Raw genomic sequence first — 21,814 nt, 5'->3', positions numbered from 1 at the left:
GGCGGGCTGGCCCTCACGGGCGGAAGCTCCAGGGGTCCGTGCACCGCGTGCTGACCCGGGTCTCCACCGTATCGCCCACCGCGTCGACCAGCCGCGCCCGCACCATCGGCAGCCAGGTCCACTCCGCCGCCCAGTGCGCCACGTCCACCAGCGCGGGCCCGTCCTTCTCCAGGAACTCCGCCGCCGGGTGGTGCCGCAGGTCACTGGTGACGTAGACGTCGGCGTCGCTGCGCAGCACCGCCTCGAGCAGGAAGTCGCCGGCACCCCCGCACACCGCGACCCGTCGTACGACGCGGTCGGGGTCACCGGCGACGCGCACGCCGTGCGCCGTCCCGGGCAGGGCCGCGGCGACGCTCGCCGCGAACTCGCGCAGCGTGGTGCGCCCCACCGTGCCGATCCGGCCCGCGCCGGTCGGGGCCGCGCCGGGGTCGGCGAGCTCGACCACGTCGTACGCCGGCTCCTCGTAGGGGTGGGCGGCCAGCATCGCCACCACCACGGCCGTGCGCCGGCCGCGGGGCAGCACCACCTCGACCCGGACCTCCTCGACGACCTCGGGGCGGCCGACCTCCCCGATCGCCGGCGCGGCCCCGGCGAGCGGCCGGAAGCGACCCTCGCCCGGGCTGGAGAACGACGCCCGGTCGTAGTCGCCGATCCGGCCCGCACCCGCGTCCGCCAGCGCGGCGCGCACCCGGTCGGCGTCGGCGCGCGGGACGTAGGTCGTGAGCTTGTCCAGCGGCCCGTCCCAGTCGGCGGTGACCGGTCGCAGGTCGCTGAGCCCGAGCGCGGTGGCCAGCGCCTCCGAGACGCCGCCGACCGCCCGGTCGGCGTTGGTGTGCGCGGTGAGCAGCGCACAGCGGGCGTCCGCGAGCGCAGCCAGGGTCTGCCCCTTGGGGGTCGTGGCCGCGAAGCCGTGCACCGGCCGCAGGAAGAGCGGGTGGTGCACCACCAGCAGGTCCGCGCCCCAGTCGGCGGCCTCCCGGGCGACCTCGAGCGTCGGGTCCACGGCGAACATCACCTTGGAGACCGGCGCGTCGGGGTCGCCGTGGACCAGGCCGACCGCGTCCCAGGAGTCCGCGGTGGACGGCGGGTACCAGCCATGGACCAGGTCGACGAGGTCCTTCAGCGTGGGCATGCCCGGAGGCTACCGGGCGGTCCGCCCGCCCGGTCCAGCCCTCGGTCCAGCCGTCAGTTGACCTGGCGGTCCATGCCCTCCCAGTAGGGCGCCCGCAGCTTGAACTTCTGGAGCTTGCCGGTGGCGGTGCGGGCGAGCACCTCGCGGAACTCGATCGAGGTCGGCGCCTTGTAGCCCGCCGCCTTCTGCTTGCACCAGGCGATCAGCTCCTCCTCGCTCACCGTCGACCCCTCCGCGCGCACCACCAGCGCCTTGATGGTCTCGCCCCACTTCTCGCTGGGCACGCCGATCACCGCGACCTCCGCGACCTCGGGGTGGGAGAAGAGCACGTCCTCGACCTCGATCGAGGAGACGTTCTCGCCGCCGGTGATGATCACGTCCTTCTTGCGGTCGCTGATCGTGAGGTAGCCGTCGTCGCCGATCGTGCCGCCGTCACCGGTGTGGAACCAGCCGTCCGCCAGCGCCCGAGCGCTCTCCTCCGGCTGCGCCCAGTAGCCCTCGAGGACCACGTTGGAGCGGGCCAGCACCTCGCCGTCGTGCTCGCCGGGACCGCCGATGTCCAGGCGTACGCCGAGGGCGGGCACGCCGGCGCGGGTCAGCTTGGCGGCGCGCTCCTCCGCGGACAGGTGGTCCCACTCGGCCCTGGAGCGGTTGACCGTGAGCAGCGGGGAGGTCTCGGTCAACCCGTAGATCTGGATGAACTCCCAGCCGAGCTCCTCCTCGACCCGGGCGACGGTCTTGGTCGGCGGCGGGGCGCCGGCCATGATGATCCGGACCCGGTCGCGGCCGGGGATCTCGCCCTCCCAGGTCCGGGCGGCGTCGAGCACCGCCGCGGCCACGGCCGGGGCGGCGCACATGACCGTCACGCCGTGCTCCTCGACGCGGCGCAGGATCTCGGCGCCGTCGACCTTGCGCAGCACCACCTGCTTGACCCCGAGCCCGGTCATCGCGAACGGCATGCCCCAGCCGTTGGCGTGGAACATCGGCAGCGTGTGCAGGTAGACGTCGCGGTCGGTCACGCCCGCGTGCAAGCCGAAGGTCACCGCGTTGACCCAGATGTTGCGGTGGGTGATCTGCACGCCCTTGGGCCGCGCGGTGGTGCCGGAGGTGTAGTTGATGCAGGCGGTGGCGTTCTCGTCCGGCTCCCAGGGCCGGGGCTCGACGCCCGCGGCGGCGTACAGGTCCTCGTCCTCGCCGAGCACGAAGCGGTGCTCGCACTCGACGTCCTTCAGCTCGTCCTGCAGCTCGGGGTCGACCAGCAGCACCCGGGCGCCCGAGTGGGCGACGATGTAGCGCACCTCGTCGGGCCGCAGCCGGAAGTTCACCGGCACCAGGACGCGCCCGAAGCCGGCGACGCCGAAGAACGAGGTGAGCAGCCGGGCGCTGTTGTGGCTCACGATCGCGACCCGGTCCCCGAAGCCGATCCCCAGCTCGTCCAGCTTCGCCGCCTGACGCCGCGCGAGCGCCCCGATCTCGGCGTACGTCAGGTCGCCCAGCGAGGGCGCCGGCTGCTGTGGCTCGTCGACGACGCCGATCCGCTCGCCGTAGACCTGCACGGCGCGATCGATGAAGTCGGAAACACTGAACGGGACGATCATGTGCGCCTCCTGCGCGTCTCGCCTGTGATCGCGGCCACTCTAGCGGCGGCACGTCGGTCCGAGGTTGGTGCCCGCCCGACCCGTTTCCCCGGCGGCCCGTTCGGGCACGCGCACCCATGGACTCCACGACCTTCCACACCGTGTACGCCGCCCCGGGACCGTTCGCGACCGTGCTCGTGGACGTGAGCCACGACGACACCGGCGAGCGGGCGCACGACCTCCGGGTCCGCGCCGCCTGCGAGGAGCTCGGCGCCCAGGGCGCCGACCCCGCCGTCGTCCGGACCGTCTCGGAGCACCTCGGGGAGCTCGTGCACCGGCCCTCCCCCGTCTCCCGTCTCGTGATCGCGAACGCCCAAGGGGTGCAGCACGACGAGATCGTCGGCGCCCAGGTCGACCGGACCGTGGCGACCTGGGCGCCGCTGCCGGACCTGGCCCACTGGGTCGAGCGCGTGGACGGCCGGGTCACGTTCGTGCTGGCCCTGGTCGACCACGAGGGCGGTGACGTCGCGGTGATGCACTCCGACGTCCCCGAGCCGATCGACGAGCGCAGCATCGAGGGCGAGACGCAGTACGTCCAGAAGGTCCCGGCCGGGGGCTGGTCGGCGATGCGCTACCAGAACGTCACCGAGAACGTCTGGGCCCAGAACGCGCGGATGGTCGCCGAGGAGATCACCCGGCGGGTCCGCGAGGGGCACCGCCTGGTGCTGCTCGCCGGCGACGCGCACTCCAAGGCCCTGGTGCGCGAGGCCCTCGGCGACCAGCCGATGGACCTGGTGGAGCTGGACAGCGGCAGCCGGGGCGAGGACGGCGGCGGCGAGGCGATGCAGCAGGCCGTGCGGGAGGCGCTGATGGACGAGGTCGTCGCCCGTCGCCTGGACCTGGTGAACGAGCTGCGCGGGCGGATGGGCCGGGGCGAGGCGGTCGCCACGGGCGTGCGCGACGTGGCCGACGCCTTCGTCCAGGGGCAGGTCGAGACGCTGCTGGTCGACCCCGCCGCGTTGGCGGACCTGTCGCTCGACCCGGCCGCGCACCCCGGCCTCCCGCTCGGCCCGTCGCCGGCGGAGCGGCCGGTGCGCGCGGACCTCGCGCTGATGGCGGCCGCGTCCCACACCGACGCGGACGTCTCGGTGCTCCCCCACGGGGTGATGGGCGGCGCGCCGGTCACCGCGCTGCTGCGCTGGCACCAGCAGGCCGGCTGACCCGCCGACCGGTCACGCGAGGCGCTTGAGCGCCTCGCGGCGGGAGAGTCCGGAGATCCTGCCGTCGAGGCGCGCCACCTCGGCCCGCACCCACTCCGGGTCGAGGCGGGCGTACTCGCGCAGGGCCCACCCGATCGCCTTGCGCAGCCAGAACGACGGGTCGTCCACGTTGCACTCGACCGCGTGCCTCAGCAGCTCGAGATCGGTGTCCCGACGGCTCTTCAGCTGGCACAGCACCACCGTCCGCCGCACCCAGGGGTCCTCGTCGCTCGCCCACGCCCGCAGCAGCGGGGTCGCCCGCTCGCGGTCCGCCACGAGCGCCGGGCCGACGAGGTTCGCCGCGACGTCGTCGACGTAGTCCCACCACGCTCCGGTGACCACGAGATGGTGGACCAGCGGGAGCACCGCGGCGTCGAGCCATCCGCGGGCGGACCGATGCTTGGCCAGCGCGAGGGCGGCATACCGCTCCTCGCGGTGCGAGGCTACGTCCCACAGCGCCCGGACGGTGGCCTCCCACTCCTCCCGGCTCGCGGGGCGGTAGGCCGCGAGCAGCGGCCGCAGGAGCGCGCTGAGCTCGACGTGGGTGCCCCCGCCGGCGGGGTGGTGGGCGCAGAGGGGATCGAACCCCCGACCGCTGGTTTGTAAGACCAGAGCTCTACCGCTGAGCTATACGCCCGTGAAGCCCGCACAGAGTAGCGAGCGGTGACGGGGCCGCGAACCCCGGACCGGGGGGCCGGGGCCGGCCAAGGCGACAGGCGCCGAAATAGGCCGAACCGCTGGTGTCTCGGGTCACCAGCGGTTCGACAAGGACAACCCTAGCCCGGCGGTTCAAGGGCTGTCCCCTGAAGCCCGTCGACCCGCCGACCGGTCTAGCCCTGCGACCGTGGTCGCGTGCTACCAGGTCTCAGGCGACCGCGAAGAGCTGCTCGAGGTGCTCGTCGAGGTCGCGCCCCTCGGGCATGGCGTTGTGCACGGACCACCGCACCCGCCCCTGCTTGTCGATGACGTACGACGAGCGCCGGGGGCAGCCCTTGCGCTCGTCGAAGACGTCGTAGGCCGTGGCGACCGCCCCGTGCGGCCAGAAGTCGGAGAGCAGCGGGAAGTTGAGCCCGTCCTGGTCGGCGAACGCCCGCAGCGAGTAGATCGGGTCGCAGGAGATCGCCAGCACCTCGGTGTCGAAGGTCATGAACTCCGCCAGCCGGTCGCGGATCCCGGCCATCTCCCCGGTGCACACCCCCGAGAAGGCGTAGGGGTAGAAGAAGATCGCCACGGCCTTCTTGCCCTGGTAGGACGACAGCGTCACGTCCTGCCCGAACTGGTCGCGCAGGGTGAAGTCGGGCGCCGGGCCGCCCAGGGTGAGTCCGCTCATGATGGCGACATCCTTGCACCAGCCGGCGACGGGTCGGCGACCGGAGCGTCAGTCCTTCTCGACGAGGTCCTTCTTGAGCACCTTGCCGGTCGCGTTGCGCGGCAGCTCGTCGAGGAACACGATCTCGCGCGGCACCTTGTAGCGGGCCAGGTTCTGCTTGACCCAGTCCTTCAGCTCGTCCTCGGTGGCGCTCGAACCGCCCCGGATCGCGACGTACGCCCGGAGCCTCTTGCCGTAGTCCGGGTCGTCGACGCCGACGGCGGCGACCTCCTCGACGGCGTCGTGGCGGGCGAGGCAGTCCTCGACCTCCTTCGGGAAGACGTTCTCGCCCCCGGAGACGATCATCTCGTCGTCGCGGCCCTCGACGTAGAGCCGTCCGTCCTCGCCGATCCGGCCGACGTCGCCACTGGACATCAGCCCGTCGACGACCTCCTTGTGGCCGCCGCCGGAGTAGCCCTCGAAGAGCAGCGAGTTGCCGACGAAGATCCGCCCGGCCTCGCCCCGGGGCACCTCCTCGCCCTGGGGGTCGAGGATCCTCACCACCGTGGCGTACGGCGGCCGCCCGGCCGAGGACGGCGCCTCCCGCAGGTCCTCGGGGGTGGCGACGGAGGCGTAGGCGACCTCCGTCGAGCCGTAGATGTTGTAGAGGTTGTCCCCGAAGTGGTCCATCCACGACAGGGCGAGGTCTCCGGGCAGCGCGGACCCGGAGGCCGCCACCACCTTGAGCCGGCCCAGGTCGTACTGGTCCAGCGTCTCCTCCGGGAGCGCCAGCATCCGCTGCAGCATCACCGGGATCACCGCCAACGAGTCACAGCGCTCCTCCTCCGTGACCCGCAGGCACTCCTCGGGGTCGAACCTGCGGCGGAGCACGACCGTGGAGCCGAGCAGCATCGCCATGGCCAGGTGGGCGAAACCCCAGGTGTGGAACAACGGCGCCGCGATGTGGGTCCGCCACCCGTGGCGCAGGGGCATCCGGGAGAGCAGCGAGACCGCGGCCTCGATGCCGGCCTCGCTGCGCGGGGCGCCCTTGGGCGTCCCGGTGGTGCCGGAGGTCAGGATCACCACGCGCGAATGGTGCTCGGGCGGGTCCAGGTCGCCGCCGGGATGCTGCTCGATGAGCGACTCCACGGTGTCCCCGTCGCCGACCTCGTCCCCGTCGACCCAGGCCACGACCCGGTTGTCCACCTCGGTGCCGGACAGCAGCTCGGTGAACTCCTCGTCGTGGATGACCGCCGCCGGCCGCTCCCGGTCCAGCACCTCGACGAGCTGGGGGCCGGCGAACGCGGTGTTGAGGTAGAGGATGTCCGCGCCCAGCTTGGCGATCGCGACGGTCGCGTCCACGAAGCCGCGGTGGTTGCGGCACATCACCGCCACGGAGTCGCCCTCCGAGACGCCCCGGGCCGCCAGGCCGCGGGCCAGGCTGTTGGAGCGGCGGTGCAGCTCGGCGAAGGTGAGCGCGCCCAGCTCGTCGACCAGCCCCACCTGCCGCGGCGCGCGGACGGCGAGCGCGGCGAACCCGCCGGCTGGTCCGGTCCCCCAGTCCCGGAGCGCCTTCGCGATGCCGGCCAGCACCAGTGGCGAGTAGGGCCGGATCACCCCGGCCTCGGTCAGGACCTTCAGGCCGGTGCCGGCAGCGGCCGCGCGGCCGAGAGCTCGTCGGATCACGCTGCTCCTAACTGCGCGGCTGCCCCGGCGTTACGGACGCCGGTCAGGCCGGCGTCTTGGGGGCGACCAGCCGGGTCGCCGACCAGTCCTTGCTCACGGCAGCGGTGGTCGTCTGGGCGAGCCCGGCGATCGGCGCGGCCTCGGCGATGTCGGCGGGATCCACCGAACCGGGCCGGCCCACCTTCGGGGTGAGCAACCAGATCGCGCCGCCGCCGACGAGGTCGGTCAGGGCGTCGACCAGGCCGTCGACCAGGTCCCCGTCGTCCTCGCGCCACCACAGCAGGACGGCGTCGACCACGTTGCCGTAGTCGCCGTCGACCATGTCCGAGTCGATCCTGTCCTCGATGGCGACGCGCAGCTCGTCGTCGGTGTCGTTGTCCCAGCCCAGCTCCTGGATGACCATGCCGGGCTTGAAGCCCAGCCGGCCCGCAGGACCGGCAGCAGGTCCGTCTGTCTGGGTGGACCCGCCACCCGCGGTCGCACTCACTGGTTCCTCCAGTCACGTCGGGTTCGCCGTCCGTCTCGGGGCGGCAAGGTGTGGAGTAGTCCAGCGGAAGTCCCGCGGGGGCGCAACCCGTCTCGACCAGCAGGTGGGGAGGAGGGTGCCCGCGGCCCGGCTCCGCGGGCTCCGGAGAGGACCGCCTGATGGACCTACCGCCGGGTAGATTTGGTCCCTTCAGGGGTCGTGCGACGATGAGACCGTGACCGAAGACTCCACCAACGTTTCTGGCACCGGCTCCGACAACCCCCGGAGCGCATCGATCCCCTCGGTCATCCACGAGGGACTGCCGACCCAGCTGCCCGACATCGACCCGGACGAGACCCAGGACTGGATCGCGTCGTTCGATGCCCTGGTCGGCGAGCGCGGCCGTGAGCGCGCCCGGTACGTCATGCTGCGCCTGCTCGAGCGAGCGCGGCAGACCCAGGTCGGTGTCCCTGCCCTGCGGAGCACCGACTACATCAACACGATCCCGCCGGAGCGGGAGCCCTGGTTCCCCGGCGACGAGGAGACCGAGCGCCGGATCCGGGCGTTCATCCGCTGGAACGCCGCGGTCATGGTCTCCGCCGCCAACCGCAAGGGGCTCGAGGTCGGCGGCCACATCGCGACGTACCAGTCCTCCGCCAGCCTCTACGAGGTCGGTTTCAACCACTTCTTCCGCGGCAAGGACCACCCGGGCGGCGGCGACCAGATCTACATCCAGGGGCACGCCTCCCCCGGCATCTACTCCCGCGCGTTCCTCGAGGGCCGCCTGAGCGAGAAGCAGCTCTACCGCTTCCGACAGGAGGTCCAGCACGGCCCGCACGCCGGGCTGTCCTCCTACCCGCACCCCCGGCTGATGCCGGAGTTCTGGGAGTTCCCGACCGTCTCGATGGGGCTGACCGGGATCAACTCGATCTACCAGGCGCGGTTCAACCGCTACCTGCAGAACCGCGGGCTCAAGGACACCAGCCAGCAGCGCGTCTGGGCCTTCCTCGGCGACGGCGAGATGGCCGAGCCCGAGTCGCTCGGCGCGATCGGCGTGGCCGCCCGCGAGGAGCTGGACAACCTCACCTGGGTCATCAACTGCAACCTGCAGCAGCTCGACGGCCCGGTGCGCGGCAACGGCAAGATCATCCAGGAGCTGGAGTCCACCTTCCGGGGCGCCGGCTGGAACGTCATCAAGGTCGTCTGGGGCCGCGAGTGGGACGACCTGCTGGCCCGCGACGTGGACGGCGTGCTGGTCAACCAGATGAACACCACGCCCGACGGCGCGTTCCAGACCTACTCCGTCGAGACCGGCGAGTACATCCGCGACAGCTTCTTCGGCGGCGACCCGCGGCTGCGCAAGATGGTCGAGCACATGTCCGACGAGCAGATCCGCAAGCTGCCCCGCGGCGGCCACGACTACCGCAAGGTGTACGCCGCGTTCGAGGCCGCCACCAAGCACGTCGGCCAGCCGACGGTGATCCTGGCCAAGACCATCAAGGGCTGGACGATCGACGCCCTCGAGGGCAAGAACGCCACCCACCAGATGAAGAAGCTGACCCAGGACGACGTCAAGAAGTTCCGGGACCGGCTCTACCTGCCGATCTCCGACCGCGACCTGGAGCGGTCCTACGAGGAGACCGGCGCCGCGCCGTTCTTCCACCCCGGGGAGAACGCTCCCGAGATCGAGTACATGAAGGAGCGGCGCAACGCCCTGGGTGGCTCGATCCCGCGCCGGGTGCTGCGCGCGAAGCCGCTCAAGCTCCCCGGCGACGAGGTCTACAAGGAGCTCAAGCAGGGCTCGGGCAAGAACTCCATCGCGACCACGATGGCGATCGTGCGCCTGCTGCGCGACTGGATGAAGGACCCCGAGATCGGCCAGCGCCTCGTGCCGATCGCCCCGGACGAGTACCGCACGTTCGGCATGGACTCGATGTTCCCGAGCGCCAAGGTCTACAACCCGGGCGGCCAGCGCTACGAGTCGGTCGACCGGAAGTTGTTGCTGTCCTACAAGGAGTCCACCCAGGGCCAGATGCTGCACGAGGGCATCTCGGAGGCGGGCGCGATGGCCTCGGCCACGGCCGCCGGCTCGGCGTACTCCACGCACGGCGAGTTCATGATCCCGTTCTACATCTTCTACTCGATGTTCGGCTTCCAGCGCACCGGCGACTCGATCTGGGCGATGGCCGACCAGCTCGCGCGCGGCTTCCTGGTCGGGGCGACGGCCGGCCGCACCACGCTGACCGGTGAGGGCCTGCAGCACGCCGACGGGCACTCGCCGCTGATCGCGGCGACCAACCCGGCGATCGTGCACTACGACCCCGCCTTCGCCTACGAGGTCAGCCACATCATGCAGAACGGCCTCGAGCGGATGTACGGCTCGAGCGAGCAGCACCCCGACGGCGAGAACGTCATCTTCTACCTCACGGTCTACAACGAGCCGGTCTCCCAGCCGGCCGAGCCGGAGGACGTCGACGTCGAGGGCATCCTCAAGGGCATCCACAAGGTCTCGACCGCCGACGGCGAGGGCCCCCGGGTCCAGCTGCTGGCCTCGGGCATCGGCTTTCCCTGGGTCCGCGACGCCGTCCGCATCCTCGCCGAGGAGTGGGGCGTGCAGGCCGACACCTGGTCGGTGACCTCGTGGAACGAGCTGGCCCGCGACGCGGTCGCCGCCGAGCAGTGGAACCTGCTGCACCCGGGCGAGCCGGCGCGTACGGCCTACGTCGCCGACAAGCTGGCCGGGGCGCAGGGCCCCGTGGTCGCGGTCTCCGACTACATGCGGGCGGTGCCGCTGCAGATCGCCCGCTGGGTCCCCGGCGACTACCGGGTGCTGGGCGCCGACGGCTTCGGCTTCGCCGACACCCGCCCCGCGGCCCGGCGCTTCTTCCACATCGACGCCCAGTCCGTCGTCGTGCAGGCGCTCCAGGCCCTGGCCGACGCCGGCCAGATCGACCGCGAGCAGGTCGAGAAGGCGTTCGCGCAGTACCGCATCGACGACCCGACCGCCGTCTCCGGCGTCAAGCAGGAGGGCGGAGACGCCTGACGAGGTGAGGCGTGCACGAGGCAGGGCGGTGACCGCAGCGGTCACCGCCCTGCCTCATGTTCCAGGCCACCCGGCTCAGCAGGGTCGGCCGCACGCCACACCGGCCCCACACGCACCAGTGGAGGGCCCGTTCCTACGGTTGTCAGCCGTTGCAACGCCCCCCAACCGAGGGAATCCCCGGCCGGCCGGGGATTCCTGCGGCGCAGCCGCCGCCCGACCTAAGCGCTCGGCAGCGCCGTGACTGTCGCGATCTCAGCGGTTTCAGCGGCTTCCGCGGCTTCACCGGCCCCACCGGCGTGGCCGTCGCGGAGCAGTCGGCGGAAGCGGTCCCGGCTGTAGGTCGCGGGCTGGGTGGAGCGGATGAACTCGTTGACGATCCGCACGAACCGCTGCGGGTGGTCCTTGTGCGGGAAGTGACCGGCGTTCGGGATCACCTCGACGCGGGCGTACGGCGCGAACGAGCCGGCGTTGCCTGCGTGCCGCACGGGGATGACCCGGTCCTGCTCCCCCCACACGACAGCCATCGGCATCGCCTCGGTCAGGTAGGCACGGTCGGCCATCGTCACGATCTGGCCGCGCCAGTCGACCACGGCGCGCACCACGTGGCGGATGGCGTGCCGGGCCGAGGAGTCCTTGAAGGAGTCGTAGATCTCGGCGACCTCGTCGAGGTCGCGGGTGTAGCTGCACGGCGCGTGCGAGAGGGCACGCAGGCCGACCTTGCCGGCGTGGCGTACGCCGGGCAGCGTGAGCAGGCCCATCACCTGGTGGAAGCCGGGCGTGGTGATCGCCCGGATCGCGGGCGTCACCTCGGGACCCAGGCCGCCCGAGGCGACGAGCATCAGCCGCTCGGTCCGCTCGGGGAACTGGTAGGCGAACTGCATCGCCACGCCGCCGCCGAAGCTGTGCCCGACGACGGTCGCGCGGTCGATGCCGAGGACCGTGAGCAGGTCACGCATCGCGTTGGCGTAGCCGCCGACGCTGTAGTCGGCCCGCGGCTTGGCCGACCGGCCGTGACCCAGCAGGTCAGGGGCGATGACGGTGTAGCGGCGGGCCAGCGTGTCGATCACCGGCGCCCAGGTCGTGTGGTCGCACCCGAGGCCGTGCAGCAGCAGCACGACCGGCCCCTCGCCCACCTTGACGTAGGCGCGCCGGTGGCCGTGGAGCGTGACGTACTGGACGTCCTGCCTGTTGCTGGGCCTGTTGCTGGGCTGCGTGCGGGACACCGATCCTCCTGGCTGCCGCAAGCAGCGCGGCGTCGGTGACGGGATTCAAGCAGACTGCCCGCTGTTCCGGGCCGCGAAACCCTTGTCCGACCGTGGTTTTCCGGTTCCGAGCCGTCGACTAGCCTCTTTTCGTGTCCCCCGCCTCGCCGGTCGTGCCCAGCCTCCGCGCCGCTGACGTGCTCCAGCGGTCGACCGGCGCGTTGAGCACCTCGGCGATGGCGCGGATGGAGACCGACCTTCCCTGGTTCCGCGACCTCAGCGCCGAGGACCGCTCGTGGGTGGGGGTGATCGTTCAGGCCGGCATCCGCGGCTTCGTCGACTGGTACCGCCGCGAGGGCGGCCGCCCCGGGCCCGGCAGCAGCGCGGTCGCCACCTCGGTGTTCGGCGCGGCCCCCCGGGCGCTGGCCGGGGTCATCAACCTGCAGCAGACCGTCGACCTGGTCCGGCTCTCGATCGAGGTCGTCGAGAGCAACATCGACGCGATCGTCGAGCCCGACGACGCCCCCGACGTGCACGCCGGCGTGCTGCGCTACGCCCGCGAGGTCGCGTTCGCCACCGCCGAGGTCTACGCCCGCGCCGCGGAGCTGCGGGGCGCCTGGGACGCCCGCCTCGAGGCGCTCGTCGTCGACGCGGTGCTGCGCTCGGAGGCCGACGAGACCCTGCTGTCCCGCGCGAGCGCGCTCGGCTGGACCGCGCGCGGGGACGTGGCGGTGGTCCTGGGCGACGTGCCGGCCCAGCGCACCGAGACCGACCTGTTCGACGAGGTACGCCGCTGCGCGCGCGCCGCGGGGATGGACGCCCTGTGCGCGGTGCAGGGCGAGCGCCTCGTGGTGGTCCTGGGCGGCGTCGACGACCCCCGGGTGGCCGCGGAATCGGTGGCCGCGCTGTTCGGCGACGGACCGGTCATCGTCGGGCCGGTGGCCGTGGACCTCGGACGTGCCCACCTCTCGGCCCGGGCCGCCTCGGCCGCCCACCGGGCCGCGTCCGGATGGCCCCAGGCCCCCCGACCGGTGCGCAGCATCGAGCTCCTCCCGGAGCGGGCGCTGGCCGGCGACGGCCACGCCCGCCGGCACCTGGTCGACGAGGTCTACCTGCCGCTGGTCCGGGCCCGGGGCACGCTGATCGAGACCCTCTCGGCCTACTTCGAGCGCGGGGCCTCCATCGAGGCCACCGGGCGGGCGCTCTTCGTGCATGCCAACACCGTCCGCTACCGCCTGCGCCAGGTCGCCGAGCTCACCGGCTACGCGCCCGCCCAGCCGCGGGACGCCTTCATCCTCGAGATCGCGTTGATCCTGGGCCGTCAGTCCGGCCGCGGTGAGCCGCCCGCCACCCAGACCGATTTGTAGGAACCCCACAAAGAATCGCCGCCGATCTTCGTGCGTGCCGGAGGGTCGACCCCACCCCCCGGCACGGCAGAGTGGGGGGGTGCTCGTGATCGTCGCTCCCGGCCAAGGCGCCCAGACGCCCGGATTCCTCTCCCCCTGGCTGGAGGACCAGACGTTCGCCTCGCGCTTCGCCTGGCTCGCCACCGTCGCCGGGGTCGACCTCGCCCACTACGGCACCGAGGCCGACGCCGAGACCATCCGTGACACCCGGATCGCCCAGCCGCTGCTGGTCGCGACCGGCCTCGTGGCCGCCCTCGAGCTCTTCCCGCACCCCGCGGACGCGTTCGACCAGATCGGCGCGGTCGCCGGCCACAGCGTCGGTGAGCTGACCGCGGCCGCCGGTGCCCGCGCGATCACCGCCGAGCAGGCGATGGTGCTGGTGCGCGAGCGCGGCATCGCCATGGCCGAGGCGGCGGCCGCGACCCCGACCGGCATGACGGCGATCCTCGGCGGCGACCGCGAGGAGATCCTCGCGGCGCTCGAGCGGCACGGCCTCACACCGGCCAACGACAACGGCCCCGGGCAGATCGTCGCCGCCGGCACCCGCGAGCAGCTCGAGGCGCTCGCCGCCGACCCGCCGGCGAAGGCCCGGCTGATGCCGCTCAGCGTCGCCGGCGCCTTCCACACCGAGCACATGGCCCCGGCCGTCGGCCACCTGTCCCGGCTGGCGGTGTCGGTCTCGGTGCACGACCCGCGGATCCCGGTCATCTCGAACAAGGACGGCCAGATCGTCCACCACGGACCCGCCGTGCTGCGCCGCATGGTCGGCCAGATCGCCAGTCCGGTGCGCTGGGACCTCTGCCTGGAGACCATGTCCGATCTCGGCGTCACCGGCATCTTGGAGATGCCGCCCGCAGGCACGCTGACCGGCATCGCCAAGCGCGCGCTCAAGGGCGTCGAGACCTTCGCGCTGAAGACCCCCGACCAGCTCGACGCCGCCCGCGCCTTCTGCCAGAAGCACGGCGAGGGGTCGGTGATCGACACCGCGCCCACCTGGCGCATGGTGGTCTCCCCCGCCAAGGGCACCTTCCATCTCGACAGCACCGCCGCCGCGCTCGACATGCTGGCGCCCGGCGCCCCGATCGGCGACGTGGCGAGCCTGCGTGACCGGATCAGCGTGACCGCCTCCCACGGCGGCCAGGTGGTCGAGTGGCTGGTCGAGGACGGCGACCTGGTCTCGCCGGGCCAGCCCCTGATCCGCCTGCACCCCGAAGGAGCCCAGTGATGACCGCCCTGAAGACCGCCTCCGGCGCCCAGCACGCCGCCCTCCTCGGGGTCGGCTCCTACCGACCCTCGCGGGTGGTCCCCAACGCCGAGATCGTCGAGGCCATCGACTCCAGCGACGAGTGGATCCAGCAGCGCTCCGGGATCAAGCAGCGCCGGTGGGCCACGCCCGAGGAGACGGTGCGGATGATGGCCGTGGAGGCCTCCCGCAAGGCGCTCGACGCCGCCGGGATCGACGCCCGGCAGATCGAGTGCGTCATCGTCGCCACCGTCAGCCACATGCTGCAGACCCCCGCCGTCGCCACCCTGGTCGCGCACGACCTCGGCACCGACAACGCGGCCGCGTTCGACATCTCCGCGGCGTGCGCGGGCTTCTGCCACGGTGTCGGCATGGCCGCCGACCTGGTCCGCGGCGGCAGTGCGGGGCACGTGCTCGTGATCGGCGTGGAGCGGCTCTCCGACCTCACCGACGTCGGCGACCGCGGGACCGCCTTCATCTTCGCCGACGGCGCGGGCGCCGCGGTGGTCGGCCCGAGCGAGACGCCCGGGATCGGCCCCGTCGTGTGGGGCAGCCAGGGCGAGCACTTCGACCACATCCGGCAGCGCGAGGACTGGCGGGACGTGATCGCCTCCGAGAAGCCGCGGATGCCCCACCTGGTGATGCTCGGCAACCCGGTCTTCCGCTGGGCCGCCTACGCCATGGCCAAGGTCGGCCAGGAGGCGCTCGACCGGGCCGGGATCACCGCGGACCAGCTGGACGTGTTCGTGCCCCACCAGGCCAACATGCGCATCATCGACGCGCTCGCCCGCTCGATGAAGCTGCCGGCGACCGTGAAGATCGCTCGCGACATCGCCGAGATGGGCAACACCTCCGCGGCCTCGGTCCCGCTGGCCCTGGACCGCATGATCGCCGAGGGCCAGGCCAGGAGCGGCGAGACCGCGCTCCTGATCGCCTTCGGCGCCGGCCTCGCCTACGCCGCGCAGGTCGTCACCGTTCCCTGATCCGCCCCCGCGGGCCGGACCAGCCACGTTCGCAGCACCCAATCACAACGAGAGGAACCACCCCAGATGGCCACCACCGAAGAGATCCGTGCCGACCTCGCCGACATCGTCAACGAGGTCGCCGGCATCGACGCCGACGAGGTCCAGCTCGACAAGTCCTTCGTGGACGACCTCGACGTCGACTCCCTGTCCATGGTCGAGGTCGTCGTCGCCGCCGAGGAGAAGTTCGGCGTCTCCATCCCCGACGACGAGGTGAAGAACCTCAAGACCGTCGGTGACGCCGTCGCGTTCATCGAGCGCGCCCAGGGCTGAGGCGCCCGTACGCCCTCGCGGGCGTCGCCGCTGAGCAGCACGTCGCACGTACCCCTCGCACGTTCCCAGCGTCGGCGCCCGCGCCCGCTCCACCAGATCTGAGGAAGAGATGAGCCGCACAAGAGTCGTGGTGACCGGTCTCGGCACCACCAGCCCCCTCGGCGGAGACGTCGCCAGCACCTGGGACGGGCTCGTGAACGGGCGTTCCGGGGTCCGGCACCTGACCGAGGAGTGGGCCGAGGCCCTGCCGGTGAAGATCGCCGCCCGCGTCGCGGTCGAGCCGACCGAGGTGCTCGAGCGCGTGAAGGCGCGTCGGCTGGACCGCTCCTCGCAGTTCGCGATGGTCGCGACCATGGAGGCCTGGCACGACGCCGGCCTCGACGCACTGCAGGAGTCCGGCGACCTCGACGGCGACCGGGTGGGCGTCGCGATGGCCTCGGGCATCGGTGGCGTGAACACGCTGCTGGACAACTACGACCTGCTCCGGGAGAAGGGCCCCCGCCGGGTCTCCCCGCTGGCCGTGCCGATGCTGATGCCGAATGCTCCCGCGGCCAACATCAGCCTCTACGTCGGCGCCCGCGCCGCCGTGAACACGCCCGTCTCCGCGTGCGCGTCCGGCAACGAGGGCATCGCCCTGGCCGTCGACCAGATCCGCCTCGGCCGCGCCGACGTGGTCGTCGCGGGCGGCACCGAGGCCGCGATCCACCCGCTGCCGATGGCGGCGTTCGCGAACATGATGGCGCTGTCGAAGAACACCGCCGACCCGACGACGGTCTCCCGTCCCTGGGACACCGGTCGGGACGGCTTCGTGCTCGGCGAGGGCGCCGGCGTGCTCGTCCTGGAGTCCGAGGAGCACGCCCGGGCCCGCGGGGCGCGGATCTACGCCGAGGTGCTCGGCGCCGGCATCACCGCCGACTCCCACGACATCGCGCAGCCCGACCCGGCCGGTCGCGGCGGCGCCCGGGCCATCGTCCGGGCGTTGCAGGAGGCCCAGATCGAGCCGAAGGACATCGTCCACATCAACGCCCACGCCACGTCCACCCCGCAGGGCGACATCGCCGAGGGCCTGATGATCCACGCGACCCTCGGCCAGCACGCCGACAACGTCGTGGTGACCAGCACCAAGTCGATGACCGGCCACCTGCTCGGTGGCGCCGGCGCGTTGGAGTCGATCGCGACGATCCTGGCGATCCAGCACCGGGTGGTGCCTCCGACCATCAACCTGGACAACCTCGACCCGCAGGTCGAGCTCGACATCCCGACCAGTCCCCGCAAGCTGCCGGACGGCGACATCGCGGCGCTGAACAACTCCTTCGGCTTCGGCGGCGCCAACGTCGCGGTCGCCTTCGGGAGCTTCTCGTGACCTCGACCACCGAGAAGACCCCGGCCAGGCCGGTCAAGCTGCCGCGCGAGCAGGACCCCCGCAACCCGGTCGCCCGGCTCACCGCGTTGCTCGACGAGGGCACGCTCGAGCTGATCACGCCCGACGACGACTCCGGCATGCTGGCCGCCGTCGGCCAGGTCGACGGCACCCGCGTCGTGGCGTTCTGCTCCGACGCGACCGTGATGGGCGGCGCCATGGGTGACGTCGGCTGCCGGGTCGTGGTGGACGCCTACCACCGCGCCATGACCGACAACATCCCGATCATCGGGCTGTGGCACTCCGGTGGTGCCCGGCTGGCCGAGGGCGTGCTGTCGCTGCACGCCGTCGGGCGGATCTTCCACGTCATGACCCAGGCCTCCGGGAAGATCCCGCAGGTCTCGGTGGTGCTCGGTCCCGCCGCCGGTGGTGCGGCCTACGGTCCCGCCCTCACCGACGTGGTGATCCTGGGCCCCGAGGGCCGGATCTTCGTCACGGGCCCCGACGTCGTGCGCTCGGTCACCGGCGAGGACGTCGACATGCTCCGCCTGGGCGGTCCCGAGCCGCACGGCCGGCGCTCCGGCGTCGTGCACATCCTCACCGAGTCCGAGCGGGAGGCGCTCGACCGCGCTCGCCGCGTGGCCTCGCTGCTGGGCTCCCAGGGCAGCCTGGTCCTCGACCAGGTCGAGGACCGGGACCTCGCGGCCCTGCTGCCGGAGTCCAGGAAGCGCGCCTACGACGTCCACCCGCTGGTGGAGTCCCTGCTCGACGAGGGCACGATGCAGGAGCTGCACGCGCGCTGGGCGCCCAACATCGTCACCGCGCTCGGTCGCTTCGGCGGCCGCACCGTCGGCGTGGTCGCCAACAACCCGCTCCGCCTCGGCGGCTGCCTGGACTCGCTGTCCGCGGAGAAGGCGTCCCGGTTCGTCCGGATGTGTGACGCGCTGGGGGTGCCGCTGATCGTGGTGGTGGACGTTCCCGGCTACCTGCCGGGCGTGGGCCAGGAGTGGGACGGCGTCGTACGACGCGGCGCCAAGCTGCTCCACGCCTTCGGCGAGTGCGTCGTGCCCCGAGTCACGCTGGTCACCCGCAAGACGTACGGCGGCGCCTACATCGCGATGAACGCGCGGTCCCTCGGGGCGACCAAGGTGTTCGCCTGGCCGGGCGCCGAGGTGGCCGTCATGGGCGCGATCGCCGCCATCCGCATCCTGCACCGGCGCAAGCTGGCCGAGGTCTCCCCCGACATCCGCCCGCGGGTGGAGGCCGAGCTGGCCGCCGAGCACGAGAGCATCGCCGGCGGCGTCGACAAGGCCGTCGAGATCGGCGTCGTCGACCAGGTGGTGGAGCCCGCGGCGACCCGGTCGGCCATCGCGCGGGCGATCGACGACGCGGTCCAGTCCGGCGGAGTGCGCCGCGGCATCCACGGGAACATCCCGCTCTGACCCGAGCCGGTGGCCGGGAAGCGCCCGCCACCGCTCCCCGCCACTGCTTCTCGCCTCTGCGCCCGGGTGGGAGGCCTCCTCGAGGCCTCCCGCCCGGGCGTAACGCTGTGCCGGAAGCTGCGTTGAACCCTGGTGACGCCCCTCACACCGTCCCCGGAGGTTCACATGCCGCGCCTGGCGCTCCCGTCCCTGCTCATCGCACTGCTGTGCGGCCTCCTGGGCCCGGTGGCGCCCGCGGTCGCCCGCGACTCCTACGGACGCACCGACGCCCCGAACGGCGTGCTGCGGGCCGGCTGCCACGGCTATCGCTACCACTGGCGGATCACGCCGCCCACGCACGACTGGCTGCTCGAGACGTTCCTGCGCGGACCGGGCGGCAAGCGCCTCGCCTCGGGGATGTTCGACTCCGACAGTGAGCACGAGCGGGACCACAGCCGCTTCCGCTTCTGCCGCTACAGCACCCGGCCCGGCCGCTTCACGATCCGGGCCAAGCTGACCTGGTACAAGGGCTACGAGCAGCGCACCGTCCGGCTGCGCCCCTCACACTTCCGGCTGCACCGCCGCTGACGGCGGCGGCCGGAGCGCGCTGAGCGCCGGGGCCTGCGGCCGGTGGGTCACACCACCTGGTGCAGCCACCGGACCGGGGCGCCCTCGCCCGCGTGCCGGAAGGTCTCGAGCTCGTCGTCCCACGGCTTGCCGAGCAGCTTGTCGATCTCGAGGAGCACCGTGGTGTCGCCCAGGGCCGCCTTGACCACGGCGGCCTTGAGACGGTCCTCGGGGATCATGATGTCGCCGTGCAGACCCGTGACGGCGTGGAACACACCGAGCTCCGGGGTGTAGGAGTATCGCGCGCCCTCGGAGGACGACGTCGGCTCCTCGGTGATCTCGAAGCGCAGGTGGTTCCAGCCACGCAGCGCGGACGCGACGGCGGCAGCAGACCCGGCCGAGCCTGTCCAGGACAGCTCGGCGCGGTAGGTGCCCCCCTGGGCAGGCTGCGGTGTCCAGTCCAGGCTGACGGGCATGCCCAGGACACCGCCGACAGCCCACTCCACGTGCGGGCACAACGCGGACGGCGCCGAGTGGACATACATGATGCCCCTGGTCGCGACACCGTTCGGGCGGGTGGCAGTGCTTGTGGTCACCATGACCTCCTTCATCTCCGGCGTTGAGATACGCCTTCCCCAGCGGTCTCGACGGAGTGTGAAGGGAGTCGAGTGACACGTATGTAAGTTGTGGTCCCATTGTGGCCCATGTTGCCGCTGAGCACCAGCGGAACGCCACCAACGGCGAGAATTCTTCCGACGGCGGCCCCGAGGCCCGGGCGGCCGGCCGGGATGGCCCCGGGGCGCCGGCGCGTCCGGGGCAACCAGCAACAGGGGCAGCGAGCTAGGGGCCAAATGTGCCAAATGTGCAGGAGGGCCACCCCTGTTGCGGGGTGGCCCTCCTGGAATGTTTGTCCGGCGGCGTCCTACTCTCCCACAGCCTCGCGACTGCAGTACCATCGGCGCTGAAAGGCTTAACTTCCGGGTTCGGGATGGGACCGGGTGTTTCCCTTTCGCTATGGCCGCCGTAACTCTGGCGGAGACACACACACCCCACACACACGGTGTCAGGGGGTGTCTCCAAGCTGGAGTGTTCGACTCATATATTGAGTTCTCATGACCAACGGCTTGTTGGTTGGGAACTGCGTAGTGGACGCGTAGCACACACCGCATGCGGTGTCTCGTGGTGTTGTGGTGATGTGGTTGTGGGACAAGCCCTCGGCCTATTAGTACCGGTCGGCTGGGCATTACTGCTGTACACCTCCGGCCTATCAACCCAGTGTTCTGCTGGGGGCCTTACCCCATCGAGTGGGTGGGAAACCTCATCTTGAAACGTGCTTCCCGCTTAGATGCATTCAGCGGTTATCACTTCCGAACGTAGCTAACCAGCCGTGCCCCTGGCGGGACAACTGGCACACCAGAGGTTCGTCCATCCCGGTCCTCTCGTACTAGGGACAGCCTTTCTCAAGTTTCCTGCGCGCGCGGCGGATAGGGACCGAACTGTCTCACGACGTTCTAAACCCAGCTCGCGTGCCGCTTTAATGGGCGAACAGCCCAACCCTTGGGACCTACTCCAGCCCCAGGATGCGACGAGCCGACATCGAGGTGCCAAACCATCCCGTCGATATGGACTCTTGGGGAAGATCAGCCTGTTATCCCCGGGGTACCTTTTATCCGTTGAGCGACGTCGCTTCCACATGCCGACGCCGGATCACTAGTTCCGACTTTCGTCCCTGCTCGACATGTCTGTCTCACAGTCAAGCTCCCTTGTGCACTTACACTCAACACCTGATTGCCAACCAGGCTGAGGGAACCTTTGAGCGCCTCCGTTACATTTTAGGAGGCAACCGCCCCAGTTAAACTACCCATCAGGCACTGTCCCTGATCCGGATTACGGACCTAGGTTAGACATCTAGTACGACCAGAGTGGTATTTCAACGTTGACTCCACCCCGACTGGCGTCGAGGTTTCACAGTCTCCCACCTATCCTACACAAGCCGAACCAAACACCAATACCAAACTATAGTAAAGGTCCCGGGGTCTTTCCGTCCTGCCGCGCGTAACGAGCATCTTTACTCGTAGTGCAATTTCGCCGAGTCCACGGTTGAGACAGCGCCCAAGTCGTTACTCCATTCGTGCAGGTCGGAACTTACCCGACAAGGAATTTCGCTACCTTAGGATGGTTATAGTTACCACCGCCGTTTACTGGGGCTTAAGTTCTGAGCTTCGCAGTTACCTGCTGACCCGTCCCCTTAACCTTCCAGCACCGGGCAGGAGTCAGTCCGTATACATCGTCTTACAACTTCGCACGGACCTGTGTTTTTAGTAAACAGTCGCTTGGGCCTGGTCTCTGCGGCCATCACCGCTCCCACCGCTAGGGCGTTCACGGATCCGGCCCCCCTTCTCCCGAAGTTACGGGGGCATTTTGCCGAGTTCCTTAACCATGGTTCGCTCGATCGCCTTGGTATTCTCTACCTGATCACCTGAGTCGGTTTGGGGTACGGGCGGCGCGTAGCTCGCTAGAGGTTTTTCTCGACAGCATAGGATCATCCACTTCCCCCCAACGGGGTCCCCATCACATCTCAAGCTCGACATCAAAGTCAGGGAACCGGATTTACCTGGATCCCGCCCTACATGCTTAGCCGTACACAACCATCGGTACGGTTGGACTACCTTCCTGCGTCACCCCATCGCTTGACTACTACCAGTTCGGGTCCCACGCTACGCTCACCAGCCTCGCCCCGAAGGGTCCGGTCCGATGAGTTTCGGATGGTTAGCATCACCAGGTTCGTCATGGGCGCTACTTTGCCGGTACGGGAATATCAACCCGTTGTCCATCGACTACGCCTGTC

At 71.0% G+C, this 21,814-nt stretch carries 17 protein-coding genes, 1 tRNA gene and 2 rRNA genes (1 of these 20 running past the window's edge); 9 read left to right on the top strand and 11 right to left on the bottom strand.

The window, feature by feature from the left end; translation table 11 throughout:
• Positions 1 to 13: 13 nt before the first annotated feature.
• Together BJZ21_RS07635 and BJZ21_RS07630 are read right to left on the bottom strand one after the other, a co-directional pair.
• Positions 14 to 1,132, bottom strand: coding sequence for a Nif3-like dinuclear metal center hexameric protein (locus tag BJZ21_RS07635; RefSeq protein WP_179663191.1), 1,119 nt, complete (start codon positions 1,130 to 1,132; stop codon positions 14 to 16).
• Positions 1,133 to 1,185: 53 nt separating this feature from the next.
• On the bottom strand, positions 1,186 to 2,730 hold the full coding sequence (locus BJZ21_RS07630) for an AMP-binding protein (protein ID WP_179663190.1): 1,545 nt from the start codon (positions 2,728 to 2,730) through the stop codon (positions 1,186 to 1,188).
• 116 nt (positions 2,731 to 2,846) lie between these two features.
• Between BJZ21_RS07630 and BJZ21_RS07625 the strand changes: the two genes are divergently transcribed.
• Complete coding sequence (locus BJZ21_RS07625; protein WP_179663189.1) at positions 2,847 to 3,929, top strand: baeRF2 domain-containing protein; 1,083 nt, start codon at positions 2,847 to 2,849, stop codon at positions 3,927 to 3,929.
• 12 nt (positions 3,930 to 3,941) lie between these two features.
• Here the strand turns inward: BJZ21_RS07625 and BJZ21_RS07620 are convergent, their stop codons facing one another.
• The 5 genes from BJZ21_RS07620 to BJZ21_RS07600 all read right to left on the bottom strand — a co-directional run bounded on the left by BJZ21_RS07620 (position 3,942) and on the right by BJZ21_RS07600 (position 7,450).
• Entirely contained in the window at positions 3,942 to 4,580 is a 639-nt protein-coding gene (locus tag BJZ21_RS07620) for a DNA alkylation repair protein (protein WP_179665571.1), read from the bottom strand.
• Positions 4,531 to 4,605: transfer RNA gene (locus BJZ21_RS07615), tRNA-Val, on the bottom strand. The genes BJZ21_RS07620 and BJZ21_RS07615 overlap by 50 nt, the downstream gene beginning before the upstream one ends.
• Before the next feature lie 228 nt (positions 4,606 to 4,833).
• The gene (locus tag BJZ21_RS07610) at positions 4,834 to 5,298 is read right to left on the bottom strand and encodes a peroxiredoxin (RefSeq protein WP_179663188.1); all 465 of its coding nucleotides are present in this window, start codon (positions 5,296 to 5,298) and stop codon (positions 4,834 to 4,836) included.
• A gap of 48 nt (positions 5,299 to 5,346) precedes the next feature.
• Positions 5,347 to 6,963 carry an AMP-binding protein gene (locus BJZ21_RS07605; RefSeq protein ID WP_179663187.1) on the bottom strand — a complete coding sequence of 539 codons (1,617 nt, stop codon included), beginning with the start codon at positions 6,961 to 6,963 and terminating at the stop codon, positions 5,347 to 5,349.
• A 43-nt stretch (positions 6,964 to 7,006) separates the two neighbouring features.
• Positions 7,007 to 7,450, bottom strand: coding sequence for a DUF3052 family protein (locus tag BJZ21_RS07600; RefSeq protein WP_179663186.1), 444 nt, complete (start codon positions 7,448 to 7,450; stop codon positions 7,007 to 7,009).
• 214 nt (positions 7,451 to 7,664) lie between these two features.
• Between BJZ21_RS07600 and aceE the strand changes: the two genes are divergently transcribed.
• Positions 7,665 to 10,472 carry a pyruvate dehydrogenase (acetyl-transferring), homodimeric type gene (aceE, locus tag BJZ21_RS07595; RefSeq protein ID WP_179663185.1) on the top strand — a complete coding sequence of 936 codons (2,808 nt, stop codon included), beginning with the start codon at positions 7,665 to 7,667 and terminating at the stop codon, positions 10,470 to 10,472.
• A 218-nt stretch (positions 10,473 to 10,690) separates the two neighbouring features.
• Here the strand turns inward: aceE and BJZ21_RS07590 are convergent, their stop codons facing one another.
• Positions 10,691 to 11,695, bottom strand: coding sequence for an alpha/beta fold hydrolase (locus tag BJZ21_RS07590; protein ID WP_179663184.1), 1,005 nt, complete (start codon positions 11,693 to 11,695; stop codon positions 10,691 to 10,693).
• Between the two features lie 131 nt (positions 11,696 to 11,826).
• On the opposite strand from BJZ21_RS07590, the gene BJZ21_RS07585 reads away from it, so the two are divergent.
• The 7 genes from BJZ21_RS07585 (at position 11,827) to BJZ21_RS07555 (ending at position 18,987) form a co-directional block, all read left to right on the top strand.
• Complete coding sequence (locus BJZ21_RS07585) at positions 11,827 to 13,041, top strand: PucR family transcriptional regulator (protein ID WP_343052014.1); 1,215 nt, start codon at positions 11,827 to 11,829, stop codon at positions 13,039 to 13,041.
• Between the two features lie 79 nt (positions 13,042 to 13,120).
• Positions 13,121 to 14,305 (top strand): acyltransferase domain-containing protein, encoded by a 1,185-nt coding sequence (locus BJZ21_RS07580; protein ID WP_179663183.1) that lies wholly within the window; start codon positions 13,121 to 13,123, stop codon positions 14,303 to 14,305.
• Positions 14,305 to 15,306 carry a beta-ketoacyl-ACP synthase III gene (locus BJZ21_RS07575; RefSeq protein WP_179663182.1) on the top strand — a complete coding sequence of 334 codons (1,002 nt, stop codon included), beginning with the start codon at positions 14,305 to 14,307 and terminating at the stop codon, positions 15,304 to 15,306. Before BJZ21_RS07580 ends, BJZ21_RS07575 begins: the two co-directional genes overlap by 1 nt.
• A 66-nt stretch (positions 15,307 to 15,372) precedes the next feature.
• Complete coding sequence (locus BJZ21_RS07570) at positions 15,373 to 15,618, top strand: acyl carrier protein (RefSeq protein ID WP_179663181.1); 246 nt, start codon at positions 15,373 to 15,375, stop codon at positions 15,616 to 15,618.
• A gap of 109 nt (positions 15,619 to 15,727) precedes the next feature.
• Positions 15,728 to 16,981, top strand: coding sequence for a beta-ketoacyl-ACP synthase II (gene fabF, locus BJZ21_RS07565; protein WP_179663180.1), 1,254 nt, complete (start codon positions 15,728 to 15,730; stop codon positions 16,979 to 16,981).
• Positions 16,978 to 18,420: a carboxyl transferase domain-containing protein gene (locus tag BJZ21_RS07560; RefSeq protein ID WP_179663179.1), complete on the top strand. Its 1,443-nt coding sequence runs from the start codon at positions 16,978 to 16,980 to the stop codon at positions 18,418 to 18,420. Before fabF ends, BJZ21_RS07560 begins: the two co-directional genes overlap by 4 nt.
• A gap of 165 nt (positions 18,421 to 18,585) precedes the next feature.
• Positions 18,586 to 18,987, top strand: a complete 402-nt coding sequence (locus tag BJZ21_RS07555) for a hypothetical protein (protein ID WP_179663178.1) — start codon at positions 18,586 to 18,588, stop codon at positions 18,985 to 18,987.
• Positions 18,988 to 19,034: 47 nt separating this feature from the next.
• Here the strand turns inward: BJZ21_RS07555 and BJZ21_RS07550 are convergent, their stop codons facing one another.
• The 3 genes from BJZ21_RS07550 to BJZ21_RS07540 form a co-directional block, all read right to left on the bottom strand.
• On the bottom strand, positions 19,035 to 19,565 hold the full coding sequence (locus tag BJZ21_RS07550) for a DUF3145 domain-containing protein (protein ID WP_179663177.1): 531 nt from the start codon (positions 19,563 to 19,565) through the stop codon (positions 19,035 to 19,037).
• 310 nt (positions 19,566 to 19,875) lie between these two features.
• A 5S ribosomal RNA gene (gene rrf / locus BJZ21_RS07545) occupies positions 19,876 to 19,992 on the bottom strand.
• Between the two features lie 176 nt (positions 19,993 to 20,168).
• A 23S ribosomal RNA gene (locus BJZ21_RS07540) occupies positions 20,169 to 21,814 on the bottom strand; it runs 1,483 nt beyond the window's last position.

The sequence above is a fragment of the Nocardioides panaciterrulae genome (assembly GCF_013409645.1).
GTDB classification, from domain to species: Bacteria; Actinomycetota; Actinomycetes; order Propionibacteriales; family Nocardioidaceae; genus Nocardioides; species Nocardioides panaciterrulae.
Note: the sequence above shows the minus strand (reverse complement) of the source record. Positions and strands in the feature narration are given on the sequence as shown.